Source organism: Rodentibacter sp. JRC1, assembly GCF_020521555.1.
In the GTDB taxonomy this organism is placed as follows: domain Bacteria; phylum Pseudomonadota; class Gammaproteobacteria; order Enterobacterales; family Pasteurellaceae; genus Rodentibacter; species Rodentibacter abscessus.
Window position 1 is genome coordinate 2267314 of record NZ_BPWA01000001.1, and the last position, 13053, is coordinate 2280366.

Below are 13053 nucleotides of genomic sequence, written 5' to 3' on the forward strand. Positions count from 1 at the left end.
ATGTCAACAACATTAAAAGTATTAAGTGCTAAAAAAGTTATTGCCAGCCATCAAATTAATCAGGGTGATGCTTTGGTAATTGAGGCCAGAGATAAATCAAATTATCAATTAATTGATGATCAAACTGGGCTTGGTCCGCAAAATATTATTACTAAACGTGAAGGAAAGGATTTAAAAATCTTTCTTGAAGATGGTGATATGAACGCTGATGTAGTAATAAAAAACTACTATGGTAACGATCAATCGGAAGAAGTAACAAATTTATTAGTCGGTCAACATGAAAACGGCAATATGTATGCGTATGTACCGGAATCAGGTTTAAAATCCGATGCGGTTAGTATGCTTGCCGAAGAAGTTGTTGCGCCACAAGCCCTTGGCGGTGAAGAATTAACTAGTGCATTTTGGGCGTTTAACCCGTGGTGGTTGCTTACACTTGTTCCACTTGTTACAGGTATTGCTATTGCGGCTAATAATGGAAGTTCGGGTAGCTCTACAAGTAAGGTTGATGCCGGAGAATCCGCCGAAGACTTAGTGAAAAAAGCGGAAGAAGCAGAAGCGGCGGCGGAAAAACTGCTTAAAGATGCGAACGAAGACGGCACCATTACGCCGGAAGAAGTGAAAGCCATCGAAGATGCGAATAAAGCGGTAGAAGAGGCGAAAGCGAAAGCGGATGCGGCAGTGAAAGCCTTACCGCCGGGAACGGAAGGACAAGAGGCGTTACAAACCCGAGTCGATGAGGTGAATCCGGTTGCGGTACCGCCGATTTCAGATCCGAAAGCGGCCGCGGAAGACTTAGTGAAAAAAGCGGAAGCGGCAGAAGCGGCGGCGGAAAAACTGCTTGAAGATGCGAACAAAGACGGCACCATCACGCCGGAAGAAGTGAAAGCCATCGAAGATGCGAATAAAGCGGTAGAAGAGGCAAAAGCGAAAGCGGATGCGGCAGTGAAAGCTTTACCGCCGGGAACGGAAGGACAAGAGGCGTTACAAACCCGAGTCGATGAGGTGAATCCGGTTGCGGTACCACCAATTTCAGATCCGAAAGCGGCCGCGGAAGACTTAGTGAAAAAAGCGGAAGCGGCAGAAGCGGCGGCGGAAAAACTGCTTGAAGATGCGAACAAAGACGGCACCATCACGCCGGAAGAAGTGAAAGCCATCGAAGATGCGAATAAAGCGGTAGAAGAGGCAAAAGCGAAAGCGGATGCGGCAGTGAAAGCCTTACCGCCGGGAACGGAAGGACAAGAGGCGTTACAAACCCGAGTCGATGAGGTTAATCCGGTTGCGGTACCGCCGATTTCAGATCCGAAAGCGGCTGCGGAAGACTTAGTGAAAAAAGCGGAAGAAGCAGAAGCGGCGGCGGAAAAACTGCTTAAAGATGCGAACGAAGACGGCACCATTACGCCGGAAGAAGTGAAAGCCATCGAAGATGCGAATAAAGCGGTAGAAGAGGCGAAAGCGAAAGCGGATGCGGCAGTGAAAGCCTTACCGCCGGGAACGGAAGGACAAGAGGCGTTACAAACCCGAGTCGATGAGGTGAATCCGGTTGCGGTACCGCCGATTTCAGATCCGAAAGCGGCTGCGGAAGACTTAGTGAAAAAAGCGGAAGAAGCAGAAGCGGCGGCACAAAAAGTCCTTGATGATGCGAAGGCAGATAACAACATCACGCCGGAAGACGTGAAAGCCATCGAAGATGCGAATAAAGCGGTAGAAGAGGCGAAAGCGAAAGCGGATGCGGCAGTGAAAGCCTTACCGCCGGGAACGGAAGGACAAGAGGCGTTACAAACCCGAGTCGATGAGGTGAATCCGGTTGCGGTACCGCCGATTTCAGATCCGAAAGCGGCTGCGGAAGACTTAGTGAAAAAAGCGGAAGAAGCAGAAGCGGCGGCACAAAAAGTCCTTGATGATGCGAAGGCAGATAACAACATCACGCCGGAAGACGTGAAAGCCATCGAAGATGCGAATAAAGCGGTAGAAGAGGCGAAAGCGAAAGCGGATGCGGCAGTGAAAGCTTTACCGCCGGGAACGGAAGGACAAGAGGAGTTACAAACCCGAGTCGATGAGGTGAATCCGGTTGCGGTACCGCCGATTTCAGATCCGAAAGCGGCTGCGGAAGACTTAGTGAAAAAAGCGGAAGAAGCAGAAGCGGCGGCACAAAAAGTCCTTGATGATGCGAAGGCAGATAACAACATCACGCCGGAAGACGTGAAAGCCATCGAAGATGCGAATAAAGCGGTAGAAGAGGCGAAAGCGAAAGCGGATGCGGCAGTGAAAGCTTTACCGCCGGGAACGGAAGGACAAGAGGCGTTACAAACCCGAGTCGATGAGGTGAATCCGGTTGCGGTACCGCCGATTTCAGATCCGAAAGCGGCTGCGGAAGACTTAGTGAAAAAAGCGGAAGAAGCAGAAGCGGCGGCACAAAAAGTCCTTGATGATGCGAAGGCAGATAACAACATCACGCCGGAAGACGTGAAAGCCATCGAAGATGCGAATAAAGCGGTAGAAGAGGCGAAAGCGAAAGCGGATGCGGCAGTGAAAGCCTTACCGCCGGGAACGGAAGGACAAGAGGCGTTACAAACCCGAGTCGATGAGGTGAATCCGGTTGCGGTACCGCCGATTTCAGATCCGAAAGCGGCTGCGGAAGACTTAGTGAAAAAAGCGGAAGAAGCAGAAGCGGCGGCACAAAAAGTCCTTGATGATGCGAAGGCAGATAACAACATCACGCCGGAAGACGTGAAAGCCATCGAAGATGCGAATAAAGCGGTAGAAGAGGCGAAAGCGAAAGCGGATGCGGCAGTGAAAGCCTTACCGCCGGGAACGGAAGGACAAGAGGCGTTACAAACCCGAGTCGATGAGGTGAATCCGGTTGCGGTACCGCCGATTTCAGATCCGAAAGCGGCTGCGGAAGACTTAGTGAAAAAAGCGGAAGAAGCAGAAGCGGCGGCACAAAAAGTCCTTGATGATGCGAAGGCAGATAACAACATCACGCCGGAAGACGTGAAAGCCATCGAAGATGCGAATAAAGCGGTAGAAGAGGCGAAAGCGAAAGCGGATGCGGCAGTGAAAGCTTTACCGCCGGGAACGGAAGGACAAGAGGCGTTACAAACCCGAGTCGATGAGGTGAATCCGGTTGCGGTACCGCCGATTTCAGATCCGAAAGCGGCTGCGGAAGACTTAGTGAAAAAAGCGGAAGAAGCAGAAGCGGCGGCACAAAAAGTCCTTGATGATGCGAAGGCAGATAACAACATCACGCCGGAAGACGTGAAAGCCATCGAAGATGCGAATAAAGCGGTAGAAGAGGCGAAAGCGAAAGCGGATGCGGCAGTGAAAGCCTTACCGCCGGGAACGGAAGGACAAGAGGCGTTACAAACCCGAGTCGATGAGGTGAATCCGGTTGCGGTACCGCCGATTTCAGATCCGAAAGCGGCTGCGGAAGACTTAGTGAAAAAAGCGGAAGAAGCAGAAGCGGCGGCACAAAAAGTCCTTGATGATGCGAAGGCAGATAACAACATCACGCCGGAAGACGTGAAAGCCATCGAAGATGCGAATAAAGCGGTAGAAGAGGCGAAAGCGAAAGCGGATGCGGCAGTGAAAGCCTTACCGCCGGGAACGGAAGGACAAGAGGCGTTACAAACCCGAGTCGATGAGGTGAATCCGGTTGCGGTACCGCCGATTTCAGATCCGAAAGCGGCTGCGGAAGACTTAGTGAAAAAAGCGGAAGAAGCAGAAGCGGCGGCACAAAAAGTCCTTGATGATGCGAAGGCAGATAACAACATCACGCCGGAAGACGTGAAAGCCATCGAAGATGCGAATAAAGCGGTAGAAGAGGCGAAAGCGAAAGCGGATGCGGCAGTGAAAGCTTTACCGCCGGGAACGGAAGGACAAGAGGAGTTACAAACCCGAGTCGATGAGGTGAATCCGGTTGCGGTACCGCCGATTTCAGATCCGAAAGCGGCTGCGGAAGACTTAGTGAAAAAAGCGGAAGAAGCAGAAGCGGCGGCACAAAAAGTCCTTGATGATGCGAAGGCAGATAACAACATCACGCCGGAAGACGTGAAAGCCATCGAAGATGCGAATAAAGCGGTAGAAGAGGCGAAAGCGAAAGCGGATGCGGCAGTGAAAGCTTTACCGCCGGGAACGGAAGGACAAGAGGAGTTACAAACCCGAGTCGATGAGGTGAATCCGGTTGCGGTACCGCCGATTTCAGATCCGAAAGCGGCTGCGGAAGACTTAGTGAAAAAAGCGGAAGAAGCAGAAGCGGCGGCACAAAAAGTCCTTGATGATGCGAAGGCAGATAACAACATCACGCCGGAAGACGTGAAAGCCATCGAAGATGCGAATAAAGCGGTAGAAGAGGCGAAAGCGAAAGCGGATGCGGCAGTGAAAGCCTTACCGCCGGGAACGGAAGGACAAGAGGCGTTACAAACCCGAGTCGATGAGGTGAATCCGGTTGCGGTACCGCCGATTTCAGATCCGAAAGCGGCTGCGGAAGACTTAGTGAAAAAAGCGGAAGAAGCAGAAGCGGCGGCACAAAAAGTCCTTGATGATGCGAAGGCAGATAACAACATCACGCCGGAAGACGTGAAAGCCATCGAAGATGCGAATAAAGCGGTAGAAGAGGCGAAAGCGAAAGCGAAAGCGGATGCGGCAGTGAAAGCCTTACCGCCGGGAACGGAAGGACAAGAGGCGTTACAAACCCGAGTCGATGAGGTGAATCCGGTTGCGGTACCGCCGATTTCAGATCCGAAAGCGGCTGCGGAAGACTTAGTGAAAAAAGCGGAAGAAGCAGAAGCGGCGGCACAAAAAGTCCTTGATGATGCGAAGGCAGATAACAACATCACGCCGGAAGACGTGAAAGCCATCGAAGATGCGAATAAAGCGGTAGAAGAGGCGAAAGCGAAAGCGGATGCGGCAGTGAAAGCTTTACCGGCAGGAACGGAAGGACAAGAGGCGTTACAAACCCGAGTCGATGAGGTGAATCCGGTTGCGGTACCGCCAATTTCAGATCCGAAAGCAGCTGCGGAAGACTTAGTGAAAAAAGCGGAAGCGGCAGAAGCGGCGGCGGAAAAACTGCTTGAAGCTGCGAACAAAGACGGCACCATCACGCCGGATGAAGTGAAAGCCATCGAAGATGCGAATAAAGCGGTAGAAGAGGCAAAAGCGAAAGCGGATGCGGCAGTGAAAGCTTTACCGGCAGGAACGGAAGGACAAGAGGCGTTACAAACCCGAGTCGATGAGGTGAATCCGGTTGCGGTACCGCCAATTTCAGATCCGAAAGCAGCTGCGGAAGACTTAGTGAAAAAAGCGGAAGCGGCAGAAGCGGCGGCGGAAAAACTGCTTGAAGCTGCGAACAAAGACGGCACCATCACGCCGGAAGAAGTGAAAGCCATCGAAGATGCGAATAAAGCGGTAGAAGAGGCAAAAGCGAAAGCGGATGCGGCAGTGAAAGCTTTACCGGCAGGAACGGAAGGACAAGAGGCATTACAAACCCGAGTCGATGAGGTTAATCCGGTTGCGGTACCGTCAACAGACACAACGGCAGATAAACCGACGATTGTCTCACCGGATGAGGATGGTAAAGTTGAAGTGACGCCGGGTACGGATAACACGAAAGTGGAAGTGACCGTGAAAGACAATGATGGTAAAGAGCAAACCGTCGTGGCAGAAAAAGGTGCTGATGGAAATTGGGCGATTAAAGAGCCAAATCCGGTAGGCGCAACTTTTGAAAATGGCAAAATCGTGATTCCGGCAGACCAAGTGAAAGACGGTGAACCGGTAAACGCTAAAGGTACGGATGAGAAAGGCAATACAGCTGATGCAGATGTTGTCAATGCAGGTACGGATAAAAGTAGTAAAGTTACGATTACCGCTTATGAAGATCAGGTCGGTGATGTTCAAGGAACGGATATGCAAAGTGGTACAACGACCGATGATGCAAACCTAATTTTGAAGGGAACCAGCCAATCACCAAACAGTACTATTTATCTATTTGAGCAAGATATTGGTAAGCATTGGGTTAAGTTTGCTGAGGTTCAGACTGATGGTGAAGGTAATTGGAAATACGAAGTACCTGCAGATCAACCATTAACGGTTAAAAAGCATTCATTTACCGCTTCAAGCAGTGATGTACCCCCAAGTACACCTGATGCAGCAGATATCTTTGATGTTACTGTAATAAGAGGTGAAGATCAGAGTTTTGCTGAATCAATGAAGAAAATAGAAACATACGGAGTTACGATTTCCCCATTGGGAACGTTTATTCCTGGACGGAATGATTCTTTTGTTTCGATGTCAGCTAACCGAGATAAACTTGATGTTTTGAGTCCAAACGAAAGTGATAATCCTGATTTTAAACTAACAGGTATAGATATTCCTCGTCCTAGTTATATTCAGACTGGTTTAGGTGATTTTAATGGTGATGGTAAAAATGATATTTTAACAACAACATTAGATTACTCATCTAGGTATTCTCGTATACCAAGAGGAACAGCAATGTCTGTAAAACCTTATGAAGCTGAAGGGGTTGAAGTTACCTTAATTTCAGGTGTAGGTAGAGGTTCACCGAGAGCTAATTTAGATTATAGCAATTTAGATGGCGGTGTAATGGGCGTTGCGAACCTTGGGGATGTCAATGGTGATGGATTAGCCGATGTGGCAGTATTAGGAAGAAATTCCTCAAATGTTTATTTTGGTAAAAATGACTTATCGGACAAAATTGCGCCTAATCAGAAAAATCTTGATTTCTCTGATACACTTGAGTCATCAAATATAGCTGCCAAAGCCCCTCGAGCTGCATCATTAGGTGATTTTAATGGTGATGGTTATGCTGATGTTGTAACAAACAAAGGAATTTTCTTTGGTAGTGCAGATGGTTTAAGCAATGATAATCGTCTTGCCTTTAATATTGATGTAGATAGTGTTTATGCTGCGGGCGATGTTAATGGCGATGGCTATGCGGATGCTATTGTATATTCCGAAGCAAATAAAAAAGGCTATGTTGTTTTTGGTGGAACATCAAAAGGCAGTGTTACATTAGCTGATAATGTTGCTGGTGGGAATGGCGGTTTTGCCATTACCGGAAGTGATACGATATTTAATGGTAAAGTAGCCGTATCCGGTATTGGTGATTTAGATGGCGATGGTTTAAGTGATTTCATTGTTGCAACCTCAAGTGGCGGTAACTATGTACTCTTTGGTAAAAATAGTAGTGATTCTCTTGACCTGACAAATCTTGGCGTAAAAGGCATTGTTATCGCTGATTCTAATTCACACGGTTTAGCGATTGCCGGTTTTTCTGATTTTAATGGAGACGGGTTAACTGACTTTGCTCTATTAGATAAAGTTGCCACAACAAAAGAAGGGACACCTAAGCTGGTACCGCAAGAAGCTGATGCTGATATCAAGGAAGCAGGAAAGGCGGCAATCTTCCTAGGGCATAAAGAGCTCAATGTTTCACCAACATTCCAGGCTATTAGCGGTGAAGATACATTAGGTACCAAACATAGTGATTTTATTGCAGGTTCAAAAGGCAATGATAAAATTATCGGTAATGGCGGAGCTGATGTCATTTACTCAGGACAAGGCAATGATGTTATTGTTTTAAATAAAAGTAATCTCGATGCCTTAGAGCGGAGTAGTTATGATACCGATGGACGAGTGGCCCGTGTGGATGGTGGACAAGGTATTGATACTTTGGAGTTTGCGGGCGATGTAACGAATATTGATTTGACAAAAATCAGTAATTCAGGCTTAGGATATATGGCCTCCGGTGTCGGAATGTCTCGTATTTCAAATATTGAAGTTATTGATCTCAATGGGGGGGATAACGCTGCGAGAACGCTAACTATTCAAGCTAAAGATGTACTTGATATGAACCATAATTTGAGATCTTTTAATGATATTGCTAAACACCAAGTAAAAGTTTTAGGGGATAACAGTGATGTTGTTAAATTAACTCAAGGCGAATGGGAAAATGATCCAACGACAGTAACGCATGAGGGGGTAAGTTACAATGCTTATAACCAAACGGGAGCAGATTTTGGTGCACAACTACTCATTCAGGAGGGGGTAACGGTACAGCTAATCTAGTTATTTAGTTTGTACAGCAATACTATGTAAAGAATAATCTGCACTCTAGGAGTTTACTTAAATCACTAAGTATCTAGGGTGCAGATTTTTATGATTTAATTTCCGATAGAATAAAAGGCAATGTGATTGACATTGCCTTTGTTTTTTTTTGAATTGATGCGATTTCTTATACAACAGTTAAATCGTATTGAAAAATAACCGCACTTTTGAAGAAAGAAGTGCGGTTATTTTGCCTTGTATTTTTATTTTACTGTTACGCGGGCAAATTTACGTTTACCCACTTGGTAAACATTTGTGCCTTTTGGTGCATTGGTTTTAACGTTATCTACTTTTTCACCGTTTATTTTCACACCGCCTTGTTGTGCGGCGCGAATCGCTTCTGAAGTAGAAGGGACTAATCCGGCTTCTTTTAATAACGTTGCTAAACCGATTTCACCGTTAAAGGTAAACTCAGGCATTTCATCCGGCATTGCGCCTTTTTGGAAGCGGTTGATAAATTCTTGTTCCGCAGCATTAGCAGCTTCTTCATCGTGGAAACGGGCGATTAATTCTTTTGCCAGTAAAATTTTCACATCACGCGGGTTTCTACCGTTTTCAACGTCTGTTTTTAACTGTGCAATTTCAGTTAGTGGACGGAAGGAAAGTAGATCGTACCAATCCCACATTAATTCATCGGAAATCGACATTACTTTACCAAACATTTCATTTGGTGCTTCTGTTACGCCAATGTAGTTTCCAAGGGATTTGGACATTTTTTTCTCGCCATCTAAACCGACTAACAGCGGAAGTGTGATTGCAACCTGTGGTTTTTTGCCGGCAGATTTTTGTAATTCACGACCGACAAGCAAATTGAATTTTTGATCGGTACCGCCTAATTCTACATCGGCATCTAATGCCACAGAATCATGACCTTGTAATAACGGGTAAATAAATTCGTGGATCGCAATAGGTTGATTATTGGTAAAACGCTTTTTGAAATCATCACGCTCTAACATACGTGCAACCGTATAATTGCTTGCAAGGCGAATCATTCCTTCCGTACCTAATTTACCCAACCAGTCGGAATTAAAAACAATTTGGGTTTTTTGCGGATCAAGAATTTTGAAAATTTGTTCTTTGTAGGTTTCCGCATTGCGCAGCACATCCTCACGGCTAAGTGGCGGACGTGTGGTATTTTTGCCGGATGGATCACCCACCATACCGGTAAAATCGCCGATTAAGAAATAAACCTCATGACCAAGTTGCTGGAATTGGCGTAATTTATTTAATACAACCGTATGCCCTAAGTGAATATCGGGTGCCGTGGGATCTGCGCCTAATTTTACTTTTAATGGGCGATTTTCTTTCAGTTTTTCAATTAAATCGGCTTCTGAAAGAATTTCATCAGTACCGCGCTTGAGTTCCGCGAGAACGGTATTAATATCAGTCATTTGTATTTCCTGTTTATGTTTTTCTGAAAGGCTTTATTATAGGGATTCTGATAGATTTGTGAATAAAAAAAACGCCTATTTGTGGGGAAATAGGCGGGAATGTTGGAGTGATTATCTGCTGAGTGCTTCAAATGAAGAAGAAACTCTATATTATTGTTGGAATGAGCAGATGATAATTGTTCTCAATAATGATGTCAACAAATAAATAAAAATAATTCTCAAAAAAATTATCTATGAATATAAGGGACTGCTTCAGTGAGAGAAAGTGCGGTCGGAATACCATCTGAAATCTCAAATTCTCCGGCATAAGCATAAGCTTCTACGCCTTGTTCGATTGCCTCTTTCAATAAGCGATCATATTCGGGATCAATAGATTCTGCGATTTTGAAACGATCAAAACCATTATGCAAACCGGCAAATAGTACCACAGCCCGATGACCTTGTTTTCTCATCGCTAACAATTCGCGCACGTGTTTTTGTCCGCGCGTAGTAACGGCATCGGGGAACATACCTAATTCACCTTTTACCAAAGTAATGGATTTCACTTCCACATAGCAATCAGGCAAATTTTTACCTTTCAACAAAAAATCAATACGGCTGTTTTCTTCACCATATTTTACCTCAGGATAAATTTCATCGTACATTGCCAGTTCTTTGATTTGCTTATTTTGTAAGGCTTCAAGCACAAGTTGGTTAGAACGGTGCGTGTTAATACAGCAGAGTTGCCCGTTGGCAAGTTGGGTAAGTTCCCAAGAATGCGGATATTTGCGGGTTTGGCTGTCGGAATGGGAATACCATACCGTGTCGCCTTTTTCACCACAGCCTGTCATTGCACCGGTGTTGGCGCAATGAATAGTCATCACTTCACCATTGGCAAGTTCAATATCTGCAAGAAAGCGTTTGTAGCGGCGAATTAATTTCGCAGATTGTAGCGTCGGGAGTTGCATAAAATTCCTTATAAAAGTTTGTTGAGTTTTTCACTGTTTTAGTTAGAGGCATGTTGAATTGACATACTGCCTCGCATTTGTTTTCGATAGTTCATCGGTGATGAACCGGTATATTTTTGGAAATTTTCATAAAATCGGCTGAGGGAATTAAAACCTGCCGTCAGTGAAATATCCAATATTGTTTTATCGGTATCGCTTAATAAAGCTTTGGCGTGATTAACACGCATCATTGTAATGTACTGCTTAATAGTTAATTGCATTGCACTTTGGAAAAGTCCCATTGCGTAATTCGCATTTAAACCGACCGCACTTGCGACCTGTGAAACAGTGAGTGCTTGGTTGAAATGGCTACCGATGTAGTTAAGCATTTCAATCACGTAATGTTGTGTATGGCGAGAGGATTTTCCGCCTAAATTGGGCTCGTAGTGGGTTTTTAATAATACTTCCCAACCATCGAGTTCTAATCGTTTTAACAGTAATTGCACTTCGTTATAAACCAATTGGTTGCGATTATTATTGTTTTTTGCCAGTTCATTTTCCCAGCGGGTAATTTCAAAGACACCGGCAAGTGCAGCGTTTTTAGACTGAATCACGACACCGTGTGTGATGTGGGTAACAAGATTGTCCGGTAACTGCCAAGAAAGAAATTGATGAACAGGAATATCAATCACCGCCATTTCCGTGCAATTTCTACGATTGACCAAACTGTGTGGAATAGAAGCCCAAAAAGCGGCAATATGATTTTCTTTAATCGTAATGAAAGAACCGTTGTAAAAATATTCCACATCACCGTTAAAGGGAATGTTGATCTCTATGTGTCCGTGCCAGTGGTGAGCCGGCATATTTACTGGCGGTTGCCAAAGTTTTACGCGTAGCGATTGTTTTTCTAAAGGCAAAGATAAAGGACTGGTGGTTTTGCTACCGAGAGAGTTTTCCGAGTCAAAATAACCGAGTGCAAGATCTTCAGGTTTCATAATACGTTCCTACCAAATATCTCAGGGAGAAAAGTGCGGTCAGATTATACCGAATTTTTTGATGAATTCCTATTTTCCTAGAACTCTTTCCTGAAAACTCATTTTTTGTTATGTCGATCTCGAAAAATGAGCTTTCGGGAATTTTGCATGAGAAAACGATATAGGAAAAGGATAGTCTTTTTGTGATGATAACCCCCCGAATTTATCGTTTGTTACGGAGAGGAGCCATTTATGAGTTTGTCAATGAAAACCAAAATCAGTTTTGGTTTAGGGGCTTATGGTAAAGATTTTGCCATTGGCATCGTATATATGTATCTGATGTATTATTACACTGATGTATTGGGGGTATCCGGTGCGATTGTCGGAACGATCTTTATGGTGGCTCGTGTGTGGGATGCTTTAAATGATCCTATCATGGGTTGGATTGTAAATAATACACGCTCACGTTGGGGAAAGTTTAAACCTTGGATTTTGATTGGTACGATTCTTAATTCCATTTCGCTTTTCTCACTTTTTTGCGCCGATTATTTTTCCGGCACCGCACTTATTGTTTATATTGCCGTTACTTATATTCTTTGGGGAATGACTTACACGCTAATGGATATTCCATTTTGGTCGCTCACCCCAACTTTAACCCTTGATCAACGTGAACGTGAAGAGCTTGTGCCTTATCCCCGTTTTTTCGCAAGTCTTGCAGGTTTCGTTACTGCCGGCGTTTGTATGCCGTTTGTGGATGCGGTAGGCGGTGATGATAAAGGTTTTGGATTTAGAATGTTTACATTGGTGATTATTGCATTCTTTGTTATTTCAACCGTTATTACGCTTGCCAATGTGAAAGAAAAATATTCTTCCGATGCGATTGAAACCGCCGAACCCCAGAAAAAAGTACCGCTTAAAACCTTGGTATCACTTATCCCGCGTAATGACCAGCTTTCCAGTTTACTGATAATGGCACTCTGCTACAACATTGCCGGTAATATCATTTCGGGTTTTGCCGTTTATTACTTCACTTATGTGGTCGGCGATAAAGAAATGTTCCCTTACTATATGTCCTATGCCGGTATTGCGAACCTTGCGATTATCATCTTGTTTGCACGTTTGGCAAAAATGTTTTCACGCCGCATTTTGTGGATCACCATTTCTGCAAGCTCAATTATCAGCTGTGCGATTTTGGCTTATACGGGACTTGCCGATCATCATAGTATTTTCTTAATTGTCCTTGCAGGTATCTTTATGCAAATCGGTAGTGCGTTATTTTGGACATTACAGGTGATTATGGTGGCGGATACGGTGGATTATGGTGAATACAAACTAGGTATTCGCTCCGAAAGTATTGCTTATGCGGTGCAAACAATGGTTGTGAAAGCGGGTTCGGCAGTGTCCGCATTCCTAATCGGGGTGTTATTAACCGCCATTGATTACGTGCCGAACGTTCCGCAAAGTGAAACCACCTTGTTCTATATGAAGGTGATTATGATCGGATTGCCGATTTTCTTTTACCTTATCAAATTATTCGTGTACTTCCGTTATTACAAACTGCATGGTGATTTATTGGCAAAAGTGAACATCACTTTATTAGATAAATATCGCAACGTAGAAACCAAATATTAAGAGGGTAGC

5 protein-coding genes are annotated in these 13053 nt (G+C 44.9%); 2 read left to right on the forward strand and 3 right to left on the reverse strand.

Translation table 11 applies throughout. From position 1 onward, the window contains the following. Positions 1 to 8082, forward strand: a complete 8082-nt coding sequence (locus HEMROJRC1_RS10300; protein ID WP_226692824.1) for an FG-GAP-like repeat-containing protein — start codon at positions 1 to 3, stop codon at positions 8080 to 8082. 242 nt (positions 8083 to 8324) lie between these two features. Here HEMROJRC1_RS10300 and tyrS read toward each other — a convergent pair whose 3' ends face one another. From tyrS to melR, 3 genes are all read right to left on the reverse strand, one after another. Then, positions 8325 to 9512 carry a tyrosine--tRNA ligase gene (tyrS, locus tag HEMROJRC1_RS10305; protein WP_226692825.1) on the reverse strand — a complete coding sequence of 396 codons (1188 nt, stop codon included), beginning with the start codon at positions 9510 to 9512 and terminating at the stop codon, positions 8325 to 8327. A gap of 227 nt (positions 9513 to 9739) precedes the next feature. Beyond that, on the reverse strand, positions 9740 to 10459 hold the full coding sequence (sfsA, locus tag HEMROJRC1_RS10310; RefSeq protein WP_226692826.1) for a DNA/RNA nuclease SfsA: 720 nt from the start codon (positions 10457 to 10459) through the stop codon (positions 9740 to 9742). Positions 10460 to 10497: 38 nt separating this feature from the next. Next, positions 10498 to 11433 (reverse strand): transcriptional regulator MelR, encoded by a 936-nt coding sequence (melR, locus tag HEMROJRC1_RS10315; protein ID WP_226692827.1) that lies wholly within the window; start codon positions 11431 to 11433, stop codon positions 10498 to 10500. 231 nt (positions 11434 to 11664) lie between these two features. On the opposite strand from melR, the gene melB reads away from it, so the two are divergent. After that, positions 11665 to 13044: a melibiose:sodium transporter MelB gene (gene melB, locus HEMROJRC1_RS10320; protein ID WP_226692828.1), complete on the forward strand. Its 1380-nt coding sequence runs from the start codon at positions 11665 to 11667 to the stop codon at positions 13042 to 13044. The last annotated feature ends 9 nt before the right edge of the window (positions 13045 to 13053 follow it).